This window comes from Mycolicibacter heraklionensis (assembly GCF_001021505.1).
Lineage (GTDB): Bacteria > Actinomycetota > Actinomycetes > Mycobacteriales > Mycobacteriaceae > Mycobacterium > Mycobacterium heraklionense.
In genome coordinates, this window is sequence record NZ_LDPO01000006.1 from 136,531 (window position 1) to 155,424 (window position 18,894).

General features: G+C 66.2%; 19 protein-coding genes. 12 read left to right on the forward strand and 7 right to left on the reverse strand.

Translation table 11 applies throughout. From position 1 onward, the window contains the following. Nucleotides 1-70: 70 nt before the first annotated feature. Together poxB and ABW16_RS09975 are read left to right on the forward strand one after the other, a co-directional pair. Nucleotides 71-1,807 (forward strand): ubiquinone-dependent pyruvate dehydrogenase, encoded by a 1,737-nt coding sequence (gene poxB / locus ABW16_RS09970; RefSeq protein WP_047319002.1) that lies wholly within the window; start codon nt 71-73, stop codon nt 1,805-1,807. Nucleotides 1,808-1,998: 191 nt separating this feature from the next. Beyond that, nucleotides 1,999-2,469, forward strand: coding sequence for a 2-isopropylmalate synthase (locus ABW16_RS09975; RefSeq protein WP_047319003.1), 471 nt, complete (start codon nt 1,999-2,001; stop codon nt 2,467-2,469). Here the strand turns inward: ABW16_RS09975 and ABW16_RS09980 are convergent. Then, on the reverse strand, nt 2,466-3,941 hold the full coding sequence (locus ABW16_RS09980; protein ID WP_047319004.1) for a cytochrome P450: 1,476 nt from the start codon (nt 3,939-3,941) through the stop codon (nt 2,466-2,468). The two genes, ABW16_RS09975 and ABW16_RS09980, sit on opposite strands and share 4 nt — an antisense overlap. Before the next feature lie 117 nt (nt 3,942-4,058). Between ABW16_RS09980 and ABW16_RS09985 the strand changes: the two genes are divergently transcribed. Both ABW16_RS09985 and ABW16_RS09990 read left to right on the forward strand, forming a co-directional pair. Continuing rightward, the gene (locus ABW16_RS09985) at nt 4,059-4,709 is read left to right on the forward strand and encodes a TetR/AcrR family transcriptional regulator (RefSeq protein WP_082134044.1); all 651 of its coding nucleotides are present in this window, start codon (nt 4,059-4,061) and stop codon (nt 4,707-4,709) included. 40 nt (nt 4,710-4,749) lie between these two features. Beyond that, nucleotides 4,750-5,625, forward strand: coding sequence for an SDR family oxidoreductase (locus ABW16_RS09990; RefSeq protein WP_047319005.1), 876 nt, complete (start codon nt 4,750-4,752; stop codon nt 5,623-5,625). A gap of 25 nt (nt 5,626-5,650) precedes the next feature. Here the strand turns inward: ABW16_RS09990 and ABW16_RS09995 are convergent, their stop codons facing one another. Then, nucleotides 5,651-6,829, reverse strand: coding sequence for an AAA family ATPase (locus ABW16_RS09995; RefSeq protein WP_047319081.1), 1,179 nt, complete (start codon nt 6,827-6,829; stop codon nt 5,651-5,653). Nucleotides 6,830-6,982: 153 nt separating this feature from the next. Between ABW16_RS09995 and ABW16_RS10000 the strand changes: the two genes are divergently transcribed. Beyond that, nucleotides 6,983-8,395 carry a sensor histidine kinase gene (locus tag ABW16_RS10000; RefSeq protein WP_047319082.1) on the forward strand — a complete coding sequence of 471 codons (1,413 nt, stop codon included), beginning with the start codon at nt 6,983-6,985 and terminating at the stop codon, nt 8,393-8,395. Here the strand turns inward: ABW16_RS10000 and ABW16_RS10005 are convergent. Next, nucleotides 8,365-9,045 carry a response regulator transcription factor gene (locus tag ABW16_RS10005; protein WP_047319083.1) on the reverse strand — a complete coding sequence of 227 codons (681 nt, stop codon included), beginning with the start codon at nt 9,043-9,045 and terminating at the stop codon, nt 8,365-8,367. The genes ABW16_RS10000 and ABW16_RS10005 overlap by 31 nt on opposite strands. Nucleotides 9,046-9,126: 81 nt before the next feature. Between ABW16_RS10005 and ABW16_RS10010 the strand changes: the two genes are divergently transcribed. From ABW16_RS10010 to ABW16_RS25995, 6 genes are all read left to right on the forward strand, one after another. Then, nucleotides 9,127-9,798, forward strand: coding sequence for a DedA family protein (locus ABW16_RS10010; RefSeq protein ID WP_047319006.1), 672 nt, complete (start codon nt 9,127-9,129; stop codon nt 9,796-9,798). Nucleotides 9,799-10,197: 399 nt separating this feature from the next. Continuing rightward, a complete protein-coding gene (locus ABW16_RS10015) occupies nt 10,198-10,437 on the forward strand; it encodes a redoxin NrdH (protein ID WP_047319007.1) in 240 nt (79 codons plus the stop codon). 55 nt (nt 10,438-10,492) lie between these two features. After that, nucleotides 10,493-10,951 (forward strand): class Ib ribonucleoside-diphosphate reductase assembly flavoprotein NrdI, encoded by a 459-nt coding sequence (gene nrdI / locus ABW16_RS10020; protein WP_047319008.1) that lies wholly within the window; start codon nt 10,493-10,495, stop codon nt 10,949-10,951. After that, a complete protein-coding gene (gene nrdE, locus ABW16_RS10025) occupies nt 10,918-13,089 on the forward strand; it encodes a class 1b ribonucleoside-diphosphate reductase subunit alpha (protein ID WP_047319009.1) in 2,172 nt (723 codons plus the stop codon). Before nrdI ends, nrdE begins: the two co-directional genes overlap by 34 nt. Nucleotides 13,090-13,116: 27 nt before the next feature. Beyond that, complete coding sequence (locus ABW16_RS24310; RefSeq protein ID WP_082134031.1) at nt 13,117-13,893, forward strand: NUMOD3 domain-containing DNA-binding protein; 777 nt, start codon at nt 13,117-13,119, stop codon at nt 13,891-13,893. A gap of 280 nt (nt 13,894-14,173) precedes the next feature. Further along, nucleotides 14,174-14,437, forward strand: a complete 264-nt coding sequence (locus ABW16_RS25995; protein WP_131721486.1) for a hypothetical protein — start codon at nt 14,174-14,176, stop codon at nt 14,435-14,437. A 164-nt stretch (nt 14,438-14,601) separates the two neighbouring features. Here the strand turns inward: ABW16_RS25995 and ABW16_RS10035 are convergent, their stop codons facing one another. Further along, nucleotides 14,602-14,988 carry a DUF5997 family protein gene (locus ABW16_RS10035; protein ID WP_047319011.1) on the reverse strand — a complete coding sequence of 129 codons (387 nt, stop codon included), beginning with the start codon at nt 14,986-14,988 and terminating at the stop codon, nt 14,602-14,604. A 28-nt stretch (nt 14,989-15,016) separates the two neighbouring features. On the opposite strand from ABW16_RS10035, the gene ABW16_RS10040 reads away from it, so the two are divergent. After that, nucleotides 15,017-15,730 carry a LysR family substrate-binding domain-containing protein gene (locus tag ABW16_RS10040; protein ID WP_047319012.1) on the forward strand — a complete coding sequence of 238 codons (714 nt, stop codon included), beginning with the start codon at nt 15,017-15,019 and terminating at the stop codon, nt 15,728-15,730. Between the two features lie 21 nt (nt 15,731-15,751). Here ABW16_RS10040 and nrdF read toward each other — a convergent pair whose 3' ends face one another. From nrdF to ABW16_RS10055, 3 genes are all read right to left on the reverse strand, one after another. Continuing rightward, nucleotides 15,752-16,714 carry a class 1b ribonucleoside-diphosphate reductase subunit beta gene (gene nrdF, locus ABW16_RS10045; RefSeq protein ID WP_047319013.1) on the reverse strand — a complete coding sequence of 321 codons (963 nt, stop codon included), beginning with the start codon at nt 16,712-16,714 and terminating at the stop codon, nt 15,752-15,754. Beyond that, nucleotides 16,715-17,341: a superoxide dismutase gene (locus ABW16_RS10050; RefSeq protein ID WP_047319014.1), complete on the reverse strand. Its 627-nt coding sequence runs from the start codon at nt 17,339-17,341 to the stop codon at nt 16,715-16,717. Between the two features lie 316 nt (nt 17,342-17,657). Next, entirely contained in the window at nt 17,658-18,842 is a 1,185-nt protein-coding gene (locus ABW16_RS10055) for an NAD(P)/FAD-dependent oxidoreductase (protein ID WP_047319084.1), read from the reverse strand. Between the last annotated feature and the right edge of the window lie 52 nt (nt 18,843-18,894).

Below are 18,894 nucleotides of genomic sequence, written 5' to 3' on the forward strand. Positions count from 1 at the left end.
GTTTGCACGGCAACACGCCGCCCGTACCGGCATTCTGCGCACGCTCGCTCCGTGCTGAGGAGGACGCGAAATGGCAACCGTCGCAGACCATGTCATTGCCGTCCTCAAACGCAGCGGGGTGCAGCGCGTCTTCGGGATTCCCGGCGACAGCCTCAACGGGCTCACCGACGCGATCCGCCGGGACGGCGAGGTCAGCTGGGAACAGGTGCGCCACGAGGAGACCGCCGCGTTCGCGGCCGCCGCGGAGGCAGCGCTGCGCGGCAGCTTGGCGGTGTGCGCCGGTAGTTGCGGGCCCGGCAACCTGCACCTGATCAACGGCCTGTTCGACGCGCAGCGCAGCCGGGTGCCGGTGCTGGCGATCGCCGCCCACATCCCGCTGGCCGAGGTGGGCTCCGACTACTTCCAAGAAACCCACCCGCAGAACCTGTTTCGCGAGTGCAGCGTCTACTGCGAGCTGGTCAGCACCCCCGAGCAGGCGCCTCGGATCCTGGAGCTGGCCATGCGAGCGGCGGTGGAGGAGAACGGCGTCGCCGTCGTGGTGGTGCCGGGGGAGATCTTCGGCCACCGCCTCGACGAAACCGCCTGGGGAGCGCGCCCCGTGCGCGCAGGCGGATCGGTGTGTCGTCCCGACGAGCAGGGGCTGCGAGCGGCCGCGGCCATGCTCAATTCCGCCGCCAATGTCACCATTCTGGCCGGTGCGGGCGTGGCCGGCGCCCATGACCAGGTGATGGAGCTGGCGCGCACTTTGGCGGCACCGATCGTGCACGCGCTGCGCGGCAAGGAGTACATCGAGTACAACAATCCCCACGACGTCGGCATGACCGGGTTGCTCGGATTCGCCTCCGGTTACAAGGCGATCAGAGAAGCCGACGTGCTGCTGATGCTCGGCACCGACTTTCCCTACCAGCAGTTCTATCCCGAGCGTGCGCAGATCATCCAAGTCGACATACGCGGCCGAAACCTGGGCCGGCGCACGCCGATCGATCTCGGGCTGCTCGGCACCGTCGTCGACACCCTCGCCGCGTTGCAGCCATTATTGGCGAGCAAAAGCGACCACACCCACTTGGAAAAGTCGCTGAAGCACTACCGCAAGACCCGTAAGCGACTGGACGCGCTGGCGTCCAATGATCGCGACCGCACCCCGATACGTCCCGAATACGTTGCCGCGGTGGCTAATCGGTTGGCCGCCGATGACGCGGTGTTCACCGTCGACGTCGGCTCCCCGGTGGTGTGGGCGGCGCGCTACGTAAACATGAACGGGCGGCGACGGTTGATCGGGTCGTTCAACCACGGCACCATGGCGTGCGCGCTGCCGCACGCGATCGGCGCCCAGACCGTCGATCGGGAGCGACAAGTCGTCGCTTTCGCCGGCGACGGCGGGCTGGCGATGCTGTTCGGAGAGCTGCTCACGCTGACGCAGAATCACTTGCCGGTCAAGGTGATCGTGTTCAACAACTCGTCGCTGAACTTCGTCGAACTGGAGATGAAGGCCGCCGGCATCGTCAACTTCGGTACCGAGTTGGACAATCCGGACTTCGGCGCCGTCGCCACCGCGCTGGGCATGTTCGGGCGCCGGGTGGAGCGGCCCGCCGACCTGGAGACGGCCCTGACCGAGGCGTTCGCCTACGACGGCCCGGCCGTCGTCGACGTCGTCACTGCCCGCCAGGAACTGTCGATCCCGCCGGCGATCACCGCTGAGCAGGCCAAAGGTTTCTCGCTCTATGCGATCCGGACCATTCTGGCCGGCCGCGGCGACGAGCTGCTGGACCTGGTGACCACCAACGTGGCCCGCCGCATCTTGAATTGATCTCAATCTCGACGCCAGTCCATAAATGGCGTTGCGCGTCCAGCGGAGGCGCTACTAGCCTGGGTGACATCATGCGGTATCTAGTCGTAGTAGCCGGCACCCGCAGCGGGGTCTGATCCAGACCGACCCCCGCTGTGGGTCGGAAGCTACTACCCGTCGGTCGCTCTCTTCGAGCAGAAAAGACTCCGACCATGGCCAGCACATCCTTCGCAGACCAATTCGACACCCGACTCCCGCGTGAACTGCGCGACCCGGCCGCCCAGCTCACGTGGGAGGGCTTCGTGGCCACCTACGGCCGCTGTTCCGGGCCGCTACGGCTGGGCCGGTGGCGCTGCCTGGACGCCGACCGACCCGCGGCACGGCTGGGTCTACAGGGCCGCACGTACCAGGCGACGATCGCGATTGGGGAGCGGACCGGAACGTGCACCGCGGCGGCGCACGGTCCGCTGGCCGCGCTGACCGAGATGTTGTACGAACGTGGAATCACGTTGGAAATCCTGGGATTTCATCAGCTCGGCTGCGGCACCGAGACAGCGACGTTCATCCACGGTTCCAACGGCCGCGCGACGGCCTGGGCGGTGGGCTTCGCGCCCGACGCCGGGGCCTCGGCCGTGGACGCAGTCGTCACCTGCGTCAACCGTCTGCTGACGGCGGGCGGTTAGAGCCGGCGCAACACGATCGGCATCCCGTCCATCGGGATCGGCATGCCGCCGTAGTCCCAGCGCGGCTGGTAGCCGGGGTGGGACAGCTCAATCCGGTACTGGCGCAGCAACCGGTGCAGCACAGTCTTGACCTCGAGACGGCCGAACACCATCCCGATGCACTTGTGCGCCCCGCCGCCGAACGGCGCCCAGGCGTACCGGTGCTTCTTGTGCTCGGCCCGCGGCTCGAGGAACCGCTCCGGGTCGAACTGGCGCGGGTTGGTGTACAGCTCGGGCAGCCAGTGGTTCATTCCGGGCCAGGTGACCACGTTGGTGCCGGCCGGCACGTAATGGCCCAGCAGATCGGTGTCGCGGACCGTCTGGCGCATGTTGAACGGCAGCGGCGTCACCAGCCGCAGGGACTCGTCCATGACCAGGTCGAGTGTCTCCAGCTTCTCCAGCGACTCGATGTCCAGCGGGCTGTCGCCCAGCCGCGTCGACTCGTCGCGGGCTCGCTCCTGCCACTCCGGGTGCGCGGCCAGGTGGTAGATCATCGTGGTCACCGTTGAGGTGGTGGTGTCGTGGGCGGCCATCATCAAGAAGATCATGTGGTTGACGATGTCGGCGTCGGAGAAGCTGTTGCCGTCCTCGTCGGCGGTGTGACAGAGCACCGTCAGCATGTCGGTGCCCTCGGCGTTACGGCGCTCTTTGACCCGCTCGACGAAGTAGTCCTCGAGCAGCTTGCGGCCCTGCAGGCCCTGCCACCACTTGAACGGCGGCACCGAGGTGCGGATGATTGCGCCGCCGGCCCGGGTGGTCTGTTCGAAGGCGTGGTTGACCTTGGTGACCAGCTGGTGGTCGCTGCCCGGCTCGTGGCCCATGAACACCACCGAGGCGACGTCGAGGGTCAGTTCCTTCATCGCCGGGTACACCAGGAAACGGCCGTCGTCGGTGGGCCAGTCGGCCACAATCGCCGAAGCCACCCGGTCGATGTCCTCGACATAGCTGGCCAGCCGGGGCCGGGTGAAGGCGGACTGCATGATTCGCCGGTGCGCCATGTGCTCGTCGAAGTCGAGCATCATCAGGCCGCGGTTGAAGAACGGCCCGATCACCGGGAGCCAGCCCTTCTGCGAGTAGTCCTTGTTCTTGTTGGTGAAGATCGTCTGGGTGGCGTCGGGCCCCAGCGCGACGATCGACGGCAGGATGGGCGAGTCGGCGAAGGTGATCGGGCCGCGGGTGTTGTACAGGTGCAGGGGGAAGTCGGGTCCCTGGCGGAACATCTCGACGATGTGACCCAGCAGCGGCAGCCCCGAGTCACCGACGATGGGCTTCAAGTCGCTGCCCGCCGGCGGGGTGGCCAGCGTCCGCTGCGGCCAGTCGACCGTCATCAGCCGTTTTTCCAGCAATCCCATGCCCGGGATGGTGTTCACGGTCGGGACGAACCGGCGTTTTGCCTGGTCCAGCAGGTAACGCGGGGTGCTGATGGTGGTCACAGACGCTCCTCTAACGGCCCGGACAGGTTGTGGTAACCGTCACTTCGCCCTAATCCTTGGAGTAAGTTTGACGCCTGTCAAGTTTGAATCCGGCGCGGCGTGGTGCAAGGTGCAAAGGTGAATATCGAGGATGACGCGGGCGGGCGCTCTGCCGACGACCTGCCGCTGCGGCGGGGCGACAAGCAGCGTCAGGCGATTGTTCAGGCGGTGCGTGAGCTGCTGGAGGAGAAACCCTTCGCGGAACTGTCGGTCAGCACCATCAGCGACCGGGCCGGGGTGGCGCGCTCGGGGTTCTATTTCTACTTCGACTCCAAATACGCCGTGCTCGCCCACATCCTGGCGGAGGCCACCCACGAGCTCGAAGAACTGACCCACTACTTCGCACCGCGGGGCGCCGACGAATCGACCGAGGCTTTCGCCCAGCGCATGGTGGGCAGTGCCGCCGCGGTCTACGCCCACAACGATCCGGTGATGTCGGCGTGCAACTTGGCCCGCAACAGCGACGCCGAGATCCGCGAGCTGCTCGACGCTCAGATCGACGCGGTGATCAACCAGATCGTCGGCGTGGTCAATGACGAGATCGCCGCGGGGACCGCGAACCCGATCAGCGACGACATCCCCGCGCTGGTGCGGACCCTGGGCGCCACCACCGTCTACATGCTTTCCGGCGACAGTGCCTTCGTCGGGCCCGGCGGTGATGTGGGTCGCGGTGTGCAGGTGCTCGAGGCGTTGTGGCGCAATGCGCTGTGGGGCGGCGGTAAGGGCTAGCGGTGATCCCTGGGCGGTACCGCCGGTATCGTCTGCACCCATGACACGCGTAGCGCAGTACTACCGGGGCAAGCGGTGCTTCATCACCGGAGCGGCGAGCGGGATCGGTCGGGCCACCGCGTTGCGGCTGGCTGAGCATGGTGCCGAGCTGTACCTGACCGACCGCAACGCCGACGGCCTGGCTGAAACCGTCGCCGACGCACGCGCTCTGGGCGCGCTGGTACCCGAGCACCGGGTGGTCGACGTCGCCGACTACGACGACGTCGCCGCCTTCGCCGCCGACATTCATGAGCGGCACCAGCCCATGGACGTCGTGATGAACATTGCCGGGATCTCGGCCTGGGGGACCGTCGACCGGCTCACCCACGCACAGTGGCGCAAGCTGGTCGACATCAACCTGATGGGTCCGATCCACGTCATCGAGACCTTCATCCCGCCGATGATGGCCGCCGGCCGCGGCGGGCATCTGGTCAATGTCTCCTCGGCGGCCGGAATTGTCGCCTTGCCTTGGCACGCGGCCTATTCCGCCAGCAAGTACGGCCTGCGCGGAGTGTCGGAGGTGTTGCGGTTCGACCTGGCCCGGCACAAGATCGGGGTGTCGGTAGTGGTTCCCGGCGCGGTCAAGACCGGGCTGGTCCACACCGTCGAGATCGCCGGCGTGGACCGCGAGGACCCGCAGGTGGAGAAATGGGTGGGCCGTTTTGCCGGCCATGCCGTGTCGCCGGAGAAGGCGGCGGACAAGATCCTGGCCGGGGTGGCGCGCAACCGCTACCTGGTCTACACCTCCGGTGACATCCGGGCGCTGTACGCGTTCAAGCGGCTGGCCTGGCTGCCCTACAGCGTGGCGATGCGCCAGGCCAACGTGCTGTTCAGCCGTGCGCTGCGGCCGTCGCGCGATTCGTTGCGCAGCTCCTGAGTCGCCGCGTCGGCGCTCAGACGCGTCAGCGGCTGCCCCAGTCCCAGGCCGGGGTGTTGAGCAGGCCCAACCCGGCGACCCGCGTCTCGCCGAAGTCCTTGTAGACCTCGACCTCCGCGGTGTCGTGGCCGTCGGCTTCGGCGACGGGCACGGCGGCGAGCAGTTCGGGCATGGTGCGCGCGTGGGTGACCACCACGACCTGGGTTCGGGTGGCGGCGGCCCGGATGAGTTCGGCCAGCGGCGCCACCAGGTCAGGATGCAGTGACGTCTCCGGCTCATTGAGCACCATCAGCGACGGTGGCTGCGGGCTCAGCAGGGCGGCTGCCCACAGCAGGAAGCGCAGGGTGCCGTCGGACAGTTCGGCGGCGCGCAACGGCCGCAGCATGCCCCGCTGGCGCAACTGAAGGTCGAACATGCCGTCGTGCGAGCTGACTGACAGCGTCGCCCCGTCGAATGCGGCCGCAACCGCACGGGCCAGGTCGTCGTCGCCGGACTCGATGATGGTCTGTACCGCCGCGGCCAGATCGACGCCGTAGCCGGCGAGTACCGGTGTGCGCGTACCGACCTGCGGCCGTCGCACCGGTGCGCCGGCATCCACCCGAAAGCCGTCGTAGAAGCGCCAGTCCCGCAGCCGGTCCCGTACCGCGGCCAGTTCCGGATGCGCTGCGGGGTGGGCGAACTCGGCGAGCACGCTGCGATAGGTCGGCAGTGCCCGCGACAGTTCCTCGACCCCGGAGTCCGTGCTGGCCTGCGCGAATGCCCGGGTGCGGCTCACCAACGTGGCGCCGCGGCGCGGCACCGGTCCGGCGAACACGATCTCCCGTTTGATCTCCGGATCGTGGGCGAACGCCGAAGCCTGCGCCGGGTCCTGTGGTAGGCCCAGATCGACCAGGTAGCCGAAATCGTCGGAGGCGAAACCCAGCTCCAGTGAGACGGGTCGGGTGCGCACGCTGCCCTGGGCGGCTCCGCTGCGGCGCGCTTCGCCGAGCTGCTCCGGCCCGGCCCACAGCACCGACTCCAGGCCGCCCTCGCGGGCCAGTGAGCCGATCACCTCGCCGCGCCCGCAGTCGGCCAGCAGCCGCAGCGCCCGATACAGCGAGGACTTCCCGGTCCCGTTAGCCCCGGTGACGACGGTGAGCCGGTGCAGCGGCAGCACCAGGTCGCGCAGCGAGCGGTAACCCCGTACGGCCAGCGTCGACAGCATGCCCGGCAGGTTATCGGGTGCCTCCGACGTGCTGGGCGTCGTCAGCAAACCCGCGGCCTCAGTGGTGTCACAGCGGCGGCGGGTCACGATGGCGGGCATGCTGTGTCGGTATGCGACGAACCGGGAGGCGGCGTGAGCGGCAGCACGGACCGGATGCGGGCCGTCATCGAGCGGCTTCGCTCGCTGTACAGCGGTGTGCGGACCCGATCGGCGCTGGCCGCGGCGGCGGTGATGACGATCTGCCTCGCGATTGCGGGCGGGCTGCTCCTGCTGGTGCTGTATCGGTCGCTGGAATCGACCGCCGAGACCGCGGCGGGCCTTCGTGCCGAACATATCGCCGCGGCGCTGCGGTCTGACGATCTCGACGATCTGGAGTCGGCGCTGCTGGCCACCGATGCGCAGATCGCCGTCGTGCAGGTTGTCGGGGCGTCGGGCGTGATCCGGGCCGCCTCCAACGGCGCACCCCGATCGCCGCTGGCCGCGGTAGCCCTCGATGACGGTCAAGCGCGCTATGTGGGCCGCGTCGAATCCGCCACCGGCGACGAGTATTGGGTATCGGCCCGCGGCGCCACCGCCGACGGAGACCCGGTCACCGTGCTGGTGGGGGTGGACCGCGAACCGGTCGAGGAGATCGTGGCCGAGGTGGGTGTGTTGCTGGCGGTCGGTGCGCCGATTCTGATCGTGTTGGTCGCAGCGGGAACTTTCCGCCTGGTGGGCGCCGCGCTGCGGCCGGTGGAAGCGATCCGCACCCGGGTGGCGTCGATCTCCAGCGCTGATCTGACCGAGCGGGTGCCGGTTCCCCGAACCCATGACGAGATCGCCGAACTGGCGACGACGATGAACGCCATGCTGTCTCGGCTGGAGCATGGGAGGGCCGCCCAACTGCGTCTGGTCAGCGATGTGTCGCACGAACTGCGCAGCCCCCTGGCCACCATCACCACCGCGCTGGAGCTGGCCAGTGCCCGGCCCGAGCTGATGGACCGGGACCTGATCGACGAATCGCTGCTGCCGGAATCGCGGCGGATGGGGCAACTTCTCCAAGACCTGTTGCTGCTGGCCCGCTCCGACGAAGGGGCACTGGGACTGCGGTGGGAGGACGTCGACATCGACGATCTCCTGGAGGCCGAGGCGAACCGACTGGGCGCCAGCGGGTCGGTCAGCGTCGTCACCGATATCCGGGCCTGCCGGGTAACGGGTGACCGTGCCGCCCTGACCCGGGTGATTCGCAACCTGGTCGACAACGCGGCCCGGTATGCCCGCAGCACGGTGACGCTGAGCTGCCGTCCGGTCCCGGGCGGCGTCGTCATCACGATCGCCGACGACGGTCCCGGGATCCCGGTGGGTGAGCGGAAGCGGATCTTCGAGCGGTTCGTCCGGCTCGACGCCGCCCGTGCCCGGACGTCGGGTGGAACCGGACTCGGCCTGGCGATCGTAGCGGAGGTGGTGCGTGCCCACCGGGGAACTGTTGCCGTGGATGATGCCGGCGCCGGTGGGGCGGTGTTCACCGTGTCACTGCCCCAACAGGGCGGCCCGGATCAAGAGTCGGTGTCCGAACGCAGGCGGTAGCCGGCGCCGCGGACCGTCTCGATGGTGGCGAGTCCGAACGGCGCGTCGATCTTGCGGCGCAGATAGCCGATGTAGACCTCGACGACGTTCTCGTCGCCGGTGTAGTTCGAATCCCACACTGAGCGCAAGATCTCGGACTTGGTGACCACATCGCCCTGGTGCCGCATCAAGAACTGCAGTAGCCCGAATTCCCGGGGCGTCAGGGTGAGCACCGTGTCACCGCGGGTCACCCGACGGCGAGCCGGATCGAGCGACAGGGTGCCCGCAGTGAGCACCGTCGGACGTGCCGGGGCGCCTCGGCGCAGCAGGGCGCGCAGCCGTGCCACCAGGACGACGAACGAGAACGGTTTGGTCAGATAGTCGTCGGCGCCGATGTCGAAGGCATCCGCCATGTCGTACTCGCCGTCTTTGGCCGAGAGCATGAGCACCGGCGTCCACACCTGCTGCGCCCGCAGCTCGCGGACCACCTGGTAGCCACTGAGGCCGGGCAACATGATGTCCAGCACCACCACGTCGTAGTCGCCGGTGGTGGCGGCGGCCAGGCCGTCGGTGCCGTCGTGTTCGACGTCGACGACGAAGCCCTCGGCGACCAGCCCGCGACGCACGGTCTCCGCCAGCCGAGCCTCGTCTTCGACCAGCAATATCCGCACCACACCAGTACAGCAGAGCTCGACCACCGGGCCCGTGGCGTTCTCAGCGGTCCCACAGCGCCTGGCGGACAAGCTGGCGCCATGACCGGAATGACTACCAATCCAGATACGTTGATCGCCACGTTCGGTCTGCTGGGCGTGCTGGCGGTGGTGTTCGTCGAGACCGGTCTTCTGGTGGGGTTCTTCCTGCCCGGCGACTCGCTGCTCTTCACCGCCGGGGTGCTGGCCGCTCAAGTTCACCCGGCGGTTCCGATCTGGCTGCTGGTGCTGACCGTGCCGGCCGCCGCGATCGCCGGCGACCAGTGCGGCTACCTCCTGGGGGCCAAGGCCGGGCCGGCGGTGCTGGAGACGCGCGGCGCCCGACGGCTCGGCCGCCACCAGGTGGATCGGGCCCAGCGCTACTTCGCCACCCACGGCAAGGCCACGGTCTTTCTGGCGCGCTTCGTGGCGGTGGCGCGGACCCTGACGCCGGTGCTGGCTGGGGCGTCCGGAATGCGCCACCGAACCTTCACCGGCTACAGCATCGCCGGGTCCTTGGCCTGGGGTGCGGGCGTTCCTTTGCTGGGGTACCTGCTCGGCGGCATCGGGTTCGTCCGCGCTCACCTCGACCTGGTTCTGCTGGCCGTCGTCGCAGTGTCGCTGGTACCGGTCCTGCTGGGCGTCGTGGGCGGCCGCCTGAACCGGCACAACAGGCGTCCGGCTCCCGCCGATGCGGCGGATCTGCCGGAATCGGTACCTGCCGGGATGCGCTGATTCGGGGCCCGGCCGACTTTGCTGGCAGGCGGTCGACGGACGCCGGTACCGACCACTTGTCGGTGCTGGGTGGTAGACCTGCGGTTATGAAGCGAGAGTCGTTCAACTGTGAGATGCGACACGCCGACGCGGACGGCGCCGCAAGCTTACGACCAGCGAATTTCAACAATGTCGTTCAGAACATCTAGTATTAACCCCAAGGGATGACCACTAGGTGTAGTGTTCGGGGGACCGACAGGCCCGGGATCTTCCAGTTATCCGGACCGCGGCAACCGGCACCTAATCGGTGCTCTGCCACGGCTGCGGAGCTGGAAAACGGAAAGTCCTGGCGGCCCGCTGAACATAGTGCCCGATCTGTCATCCGTTCGTTGTCGACGATTCGCTGAGGAGTCTGCCGCCATGAGCATCACTGTCTACACCAAGCCCGCGTGCGTGCAGTGCAACGCCACCTACAAGGCGTTGGACAAGCAGGGCATCTCCTACGAGAAGGTCGACATCTCGCTGGACCCCGACGCCCGTGACTACGTGATGGCGCTGGGCTACCTGCAGGCCCCGGTCGTGGTCGCCGGCGACGAGCACTGGTCGGGTTTCCGGCCGGACCGCATCAAGGCGCTGGCGCAGACCGCGCTCAGCGCGTAGACCGGTCGCCGGTCGGGTACGGGTGGAGTCTGACTGAGAGCTGAAGGAGGTCGCCATGTCTGCCGATTCAGAATGCAGCCTGGTGTATTTCTCCTCGGTGTCGGAGAACACCCACCGCTTCGTGCAGAAGCTGGGCCTGCCGGCCATCCGGATCCCGCTGCACGGACGCATCGAGGTCGACCACCCCTACGTCTTGGTCCTGCCGACCTACGGCGGCGGACGTCAGCAGCCCGATATGAACGAGGGCGGCTACGTGCCGAAGCAGGTCATCGCTTTTTTGAACAACGAACACAACCGGCAATTGCTACGCGGCGTGATCGCGGCCGGCAACACCAACTTCGGTGCGGAGTTCTGCTACGCGGGCAATGTGGTGTCCCGCAAGTGCGGAGTGCCGTACCTGTACCGATTTGAATTGATGGGAACCGACGAGGACGTGCAAGCCGTCCGCGCGGGCTTGGCCGATTTCTGGAAGGACGAGGCATGCCACCAACCGCTGCAACTGCAGAGCAGGTAACCGCAACCACCCGCAGCGCTCCGGTGGGCGAGCTGGACTTCCACGCGCTCAACGCGATGCTCAACCTGTACGACGCCGACGGCAAGATCCAGTTCGACATGGATGTGCTGGCCGCCCGTCAGTATTTCTTGGAGCACGTCAACCAGAACACGGTGTTCTTCCACAATCAGGACGAGAAGCTCGACTACCTGATCCAAAAGGAGTACTACGAGCGCGAGGTGCTCGACCAGTACTCGCGCAACTTCGTCAAGTCGCTGCTGGATCGGGCCTACGCCAAGAAGTTTCGGTTCCCGACGTTTCTGGGGGCGTTCAAGTACTACACCTCCTACACCCTGAAAACCTTCGACGGCAAGCGCTACCTGGAGCGGTTCGAGGACCGGGTATGCATGGTGGCGCTGACCCTGGCGGCCGGTGACACCAAGCTGGCCGAGCAGCTCGTCGAGGAGATCATCGACGGCCGCTTCCAGCCGGCCACCCCGACCTTCCTGAACTCCGGCAAGAAGCAGCGCGGCGAGGCGGTCAGCTGCTTTTTGCTGCGCATCGAAGACAACATGGAGTCCATCGGCCGGTCGATCAACTCCGCCCTGCAGCTGTCCAAACGTGGCGGGGGAGTCGCGTTGCTGCTGAGCAACATTCGCGAGCACGGCGCCCCGATCAAGAACATCGAGAACCAGTCTTCCGGGGTCATCCCGATCATGAAGCTGCTGGAGGACTCGTTCTCCTATGCCAACCAGCTCGGCGCCCGTCAGGGTGCCGGTGCGGTGTACCTGCACGCCCACCACCCCGACATCTACCGCTTCCTTGACACCAAGCGAGAGAACGCCGACGAGAAGATCCGGATCAAGACGCTGAGCCTGGGCGTGGTGATCCCCGACATCACCTTCGAGCTGGCGAAGAAGAACGAGGACATGTACCTGTTCTCGCCCTACGACGTCGAGAAGTTCTACGGGGTGCCGTTCGCCGACATCTCTGTCAGCGAGAAGTACTACGAGATGGTCGACAACTCGGCAATCCGCAAGACGAAGATCAAGGCGCGCGAGTTCTTCCAGACCCTGGCCGAGTTGCAGTTCGAATCCGGTTATCCCTACATCATGTTCGAGGACACGGTGAACCGGGCGAACCCGATCGCCGGCAAGATCACCCACTCGAACCTGTGCTCGGAGATCCTGCAGGTATCCACCCCGTCGGTGTTCAACGATGACTTGTCGTACGCCAAGGTGGGCAAGGACATCTCCTGCAACCTGGGTTCGCTCAACATCGCCAAGGCGATGGACTCGCCCGACTTCGGCCAGACCATCGAGGTCGCCATCCGGGCGCTGACCGCGGTGTCGGATCAGACCCACATCTGGTCGGTGCCGTCGATCGAGCAGGGCAACAACGAGTCGCACGCCATCGGCCTGGGGCAGATGAACCTGCACGGATATCTGGCTCGGGAGCGGATCTTCTACGGTTCCGAAGAAGGCATCGACTTCACCAACATCTACTTCTACACCGTGCTGTATCACGCCCTGCGCGCATCGAATCGCCTTGCGCTGGAACGGGGTCAAGCGTTCGTGGGCTTCGAGCAGTCCAAGTACGCCACCGGTGAGTTCTTCGACAAGTACACCGACCAGGTGTGGGAGCCCAAGACCGCGCGGGTGCGCGAGCTGTTCGCCGACGCGGGCATCCGGATTCCGGACCAGAACGATTGGCGCCGGCTCAAGGAGTCGGTGCAAGCCCACGGGATCTACAACCAGAACCTGCAGGCCGTTCCTCCGACCGGGTCGATTTCCTACATCAACCACTCGACGAGCTCGATCCACCCGATCGTGGCGCGGGTCGAGATCCGCAAGGAAGGCAAGATCGGCCGGGTCTACTACCCGGCGCCGTACATGACCAACGACAACCTGGAGTACTACCAGGACGCCTACGAGATCGGCTACGAGAAGATCATCGACACCTACGCCGCGGCCACCCAGCACGTGGACCAGGGGTTGAGCTTGACGCTGTTCTTCAAGGACACCGCGACCACGCGCGACGTCAACCGGGCGCAGATCTACGCCTGGCGCAAGGGAATCAAGACGCTGTACTACATCCGCCTGCGGCAGATGGCGCTGGATGGAACGCAGGTGGAGAATTGCGTCAGCTGCATGCTGTGACGCCTGGTCGCTGAAGGCCGGGACGCGGTGCCCCTCGAATCGCCGGGCGGAGGCCTGATCTACGGGGTCAGGCTGCGATCGGATTCGCGGTATCGTTATGTCGGCCTCACGACGAAAAGGGCGCAAGTACGGCTTTGCCAGCATTTGAAGGAAGCCGCTGCCGGGAGGAAGACCCCGTTCTACGACTGGTTGCGTAAGCAGGATCGCGACAGCGTGATCGTGGATCAGCTGGATTGGACGGATGACCTCGATGAGCTCGGTGAGGCCGAGATCGCTTGGATAGCCCTCCTTCGGCATGAGGGGCATCCTTTGCTGAATATTGCTGCTGGTGGACTTGGGCCGACAGGAGTGGAATGGACCGCGGAGATGCGGGAGGCAGCGAGGATCCGATCGACCGGTCGTAAGGTTCCTAGCCGCTTCGGCGAGGAGAATCCGTTCTATCAACGGGAGCACTCTGCGGAGCAACGGGCGAAATGGTCAGCCGCACGTAAGGGCACAAACGTCGGCCCTGACAATCCGAACTACCGGAAGTTTGGTGCTGACCACCCCAGCTTCGGCCACGTAATGTCGGCGGAGGCGAAGGCCAAGCTCTCCGAGATGAGGAAAGGCGCCGGAAACCCAAATTTTGGGAGAACCGCGAGCAAAGAGACCCGCGCCAAGATGTCAGCGGCGAGGAAGGGTCGCCCAATGCCGTCGAGTCGACGCAGCGCTCATACGCGCTATCACACGAACAAGGGCGCCTTTAGGGACACGTGTCCGTACTGCCTTGATGAGCAGGCGCAGCTGCCACCGCCATCTGATTAGTTACTTTCGAAGGGGCAAGTGACCGGCTCGTATCCCACGACAGAGGTGTCGCAGGAGTTGAAGCTTCGCCAAACTCGACAAACGCCTTGCCCAAACAGCGGGGCCGAGCAGCCAGTGCGCCCGTCACAGAATTCGTCGGCTAGGGCGCAGGTGCAGGCTTTGCGGCCGGGGGATGTTCCATTCCCGCGGGGCACGGTTCTCCGGCGGCAGTGTAAAACGGTTGACCCGACGGGGCGTAGCAGGGCGGAAGGCCAGCGGTCTGCTGCGCGGCGATTTCATCGTGGCTGGCGAGTGGTCGGTCGATCGCACCGCCGACGGCACCGGCGGTGGCACCGGCGATGACATCATTGGCAACGGCGCCCAGCAGGCCTGGGCCGCAGGGGCCGGGCACGAAGATCGGGCCCAGGATGCCCGGGCAGATCCCGGCGTGTGCGAGCGGCGGCGCCGCGGTGGGCGCGATCGCCATGGCGGCGACCGCCATAGCAGCCACAGTCAGAAGATGTGTGACGCGGCGTTCGCCGTGCATGGCATCCCTTCCTGGTGAGGACCTGATCGGTCCCTAGATTACCCGAAACAAGATCAGCGTTACCCGAAACAAGATCAGCGCGCCCGTGCCCCGAACGTAGGTGACCCTGAACTCAACTGCTTTATCGTCGAATTCGCAACGTAGACAGCAGATTTCCGATGGACACCGCCAGTGCGTGAGGATCAGCCCTCGCGCGACCGCTCGGAATGCAGCGCCTTGATGCGCCGCTGCTCGCGCAGCACCGACTGGTAGTTCTCACGTTCGGCGACCAGCCACTCCGGCTTCTCCTCGAGCAGCTGACCGATCTGTTCGGTGGTCAGCACGTTGTTCACGCCGCTACGCGTGAGACCGGAGATCGAGATGCCCAGCTTGGCCGCCACCAGGTTCTTCGGGTGCGGCCCGTTCTTGCGCAGGTCCTTGAGCCACTGGGGCGGATCGGCCAGCAGGGCGGCGAGCTCGCTTCGGGTGATCGCGTTCTCTTGGAACTCGGCGGGCGTCGCGGGCAGGTACACGTCCAGTTTCTTGGCGGCCGTCGCGGGTTTCATGGACTGTGCGTTAGGCCTGCTCATGGCGTCAGCCTATCGGTAGCCTGATGCGGTGAACCCGCCTTCCCTCACCCTCGGCTACGTCCCCGGTGGTACGCCCGCGAAGTGGGCTCGGGTGTGGGCGGAGCGCCATCCGGACGTCCCACTGCTGCTGCACACCGTCGCTGCGGCGGACGCGCCCGCGGCGGTACGAGCGGGCACCGTCGATGTGGCGCTGCTTCGGCCGCCGGTCGACACCTCAGGACTGGCGGTCATTCCGCTCTACGAGGAGACGACGGTGGCCGTGGTGCCCAAGGACCACGTCTTCAATGCCGTTGATGAGATCACCTCAGCGGACCTCAGTGGCGAGCCACTACTGCTCCCACTCGACGATGTTGTCGCCTGGGCTGATGCACCCGGCAAGTCGATCGACTTTCGTCCTGAAACCACCAAGGACGCAATAGAACTCGTCGCTGCCGGGCTGGGTGCACTGATCGTTCCGCAGTCGTTGGCGCGGCTATATCACCGCAAGGACCTCACCTACCGGCCGATCACCGATGCGCCCACCTGCCCGGTGTCGCTGGCCTTCAGCCAAGGATCGCAGTCCACGCTGGTCGAGGAGTTCGTCGGCATCGTGCGCGGCCGCAAGCCCGGTTCCTCGCGGGGACAGTCCCAGCCGGCACCGAAACGCACCGCCCGGGAGAAGACCCTCGCCAAGCAGGCCGCCCGGGCAGCGGCGGGCAAGGTCGCCCGCCAGCCGGGTGGAGTCCAGCGCGGTCGACGCTGACGCAAACCGGCGGCGGCGAGTTCAGAAATCCCAGTCGTCGTCAGTCGTGGGTTGCTGAGCGCCGATGACGTATGAGCTTCCTGAACCGGAGAAGAAGTCGTGATTTTCGGCCGCCCCGGGGTCGAGGGCAGACATGATCTCAGCCGGTACCTGACAGTCGTCGGCCGGGAACAACGGGTCCAGGCCGAGGTTGGACAGCGCCTTGTTCGCGTTGTAGCGCATGTACGGCAGCACCGGTTCGGTCATGTCGAGCGGGCCGTATAGGTCACGCGCGTAGTCGATCTCATTGTCGTAGAGATCGGTGAGCATCGCGTACGCGAAGTCCGCCAGCTCGCGGCGGCGCTGCTCGGAGGCGGTATGCATGCCACGCTGGAACTTGTAGCCGATGTAGAAGCCGTGCACCGCCTCGTCGCGGATGATCAGCCGGATGATGTCGGCGGTGTTGGTCAGGATTGACCGTGACGACCAATGCAGCGGTAGATAGAACCCGCTGTAGAACATGAATGACTCCAGCATCACCGAGCTGATCTTCTTCTTCAGCGGGTCGTCGCCACGGTAGTAGTCGTGCACGATGTGGGCCTTGCGCTGTAGAAAGGTGTTCTCACGCGACCACGCGAAGGCTGCGGTGATCTCGGCTGTCGAACACAGGGTGGAGAAGATCGAGCTGTAGCTCTTGGCGTGAACCGACTCCATGAACGCCATGTTGGTATAGACGGCTTCCTCGTGCGGCGTGGCGGAGTCGGCAAGCATTTCGATGCACCCGACGGTGCCCTGCATAGTGTCGAGCAGCGTCAGCCCGGTGAACACCCGGATCGTCAGGGTCTGCTGTTCAGGAGTCAGGCGGTGCCAGCTGGGCAAGTCGTTGGACAGCGGCACCTTCTCCGGAAGCCAGAAGTTCGCGGTGAGCCTGTTCCACACGTCGAGGTCCCGTTGGTCGGCGATGTCGTTCCAGTTGATCGCCTCGATCGGATCAACGGCCACGATCTAGCCTTCGTCGACGGTAAACAGCGTCGCGGCGCGGGCGGCCTCGAACCGCTCGGACACGTCGGCCCAGTTGACCAACGACCATAGCCGCTCGATGTAATCGGTCTTGACGTTGCGGTACTGGAGGTAGAACGCATGCTCCCAGGCGTCGAACACCAGCAGCGGGGTGCTGGTCGGGACCACGGTGATGTGGTGGTCGTGGATCTGGTTGACGACCAACCGCGCCCCAAACGGATCCCAGGCCAGTGCGCCCCAGCCTGATCCCTGCACGCTGGCGGTGGCCGCCGTCATCTCCGCCCGAAAGGCATCGAAGTCGCCGAAGAACTCGTCAATCGCGGCGGCGAGTTCCCCGCCGGGCCGGTCGCCTCCGTCGGGGGACAGGTTGGTCCAGAACATCGAGTGCAGGCTGTGGCCGGCCACGTGAAAGGCCAGGGTCCGCTCGAGCCCGGGTAGCCGCGAGAAGTCGCGGGTCTGGCGCATCTCGCCGATCTGTTCCAACGTCGCGTTCGCGCCCTTGACATAGGCGGCGTGGTGCGCGCCGTGGTGCAGCGCCATGATCTCACCGCTGATCGCGGGTTCAAGATCACCGTAGTCGTAGGTCAAATCGGGAAGTTGGTAGACGGACATCGCGCGCTTCTCCTCATACGGCTGGGGTTGTTGCGCTTCATACCGTAGCCTGATTTCGGCGAGCCAAACAATTAGTTAAGGCTAGCCATAAATCTGTCCGGGTCGTTGGCCGCAGGGTGACCGCACCGCTGCCAGCGCCGTGGCGGCAGCATCGGTGTCACCGGCCGTGAGGCCGAAGCGGCAACGTAATAGCACTGGTGGGCTTGGGGATTCGGGTGCTGGACCGGCAACGACGAAACTCACCGGGCGGTGAGGCGTCGACGAGGGGTACTACGCCGCGCCGGCGTGCCGCGTCGTTAGATTCCCGTTGGCAACGTCAGTAGCGGTGCTCGGGCCGTCCCTCGGAATTGGCGTACAGCCGGTTAAGCATGACTTCGCGGAATCGCGCGTTGTCCAGCAACTTGAGTCCGGCATTCGCCAGCGCCGGCTTACCGGCCAGCTTGTGAAAGAACCGGCCGCGCTTGTACTCCCGGCCCCAGGCCGCTTCCATCCGCTGGGCGTAGTTGGTGAAATCGTCGGGCCCGCCGTTGGTCAACGCTGCGACCGCGCACTCACCGGCGGCCAGCCCCGACTCCAGCGCCTTGGAGATCCCGGCGCCCGAGGTCGGCCGGCCCGCACCCAAGGAGTCCCCGGTGAACAGCACCCCGGGCCGCCACGGCGGCCACGCGGTGAAGCCCATCGGCAGGCGCCAGGCCCGCACGGTCTTGGACTGCTTGAGTTCGGTGATCGACGGCAGTTCCCACTCGCGGGGCAACGTCTCGAGAAAGTCGCCGAGGAAGTGCGTGGCGTTGATGGCCTGCCAGTTCTTGTAGCTGTTGACGTAGCCCAAGCCGATGTTGACCCGGCCGTCACCCAACGGGAACACCCACCCGTAGCCGGGCAGCTGGTCGCCCTGAAAGACCAGCTTCATGTAGATGTCGAGGGAGTCGACGTCGGGCCGGACGGCGGGCATCTCGGCGCGGATCGCGATCGCGGAGTAGCCGTTGTAGTCCGAGTCGAGCTTCAGCGCCCGCTTGATCGGGGAGTAGGCGCCGTCCGCGGCGATCACCGCATCCGCCAGCACCTTCTCGCCGCCCTTGAGCATCACCCCGACGACCCGACCGGTGTCGTCGAGCACCGGTCCGGTCGCCTCGGCGGACTGCCGGACCTCGGCACCGGCCGATTCGGCGTGCTTGAGCAGCAACGTGTCCAGTTCCGGGCGGCGGGCGACGTAGCCGTGATCGGGCATGCCGGGCCGGCGCGGAAACGACAGCTCCCACTCGCTTGGGCTGAACACCTTCACCCGGTTGACCCGGTGAAACTTGTCGATCTGCTCGGCCAGGCCCATTTTCTGCAGGTAGCTGACCGCGCGCGCGGTCAGGCCGTCACCGCAGGGCTTGTCCCGCGGGAACTCAGCCTTGTCCAGGACGACGACGCTCGCGCCAGCCTGCCTGGCCTGCCAGGCGGCCGCCGACCCTGCTGGACCTCCGCCGACAACTGCAAGGTCGAATCGCTGCACCACAGCCGCGATGTTAGCCGACGGCCGGTCTGCCCAGGTCAGCGGCGGCAACGCT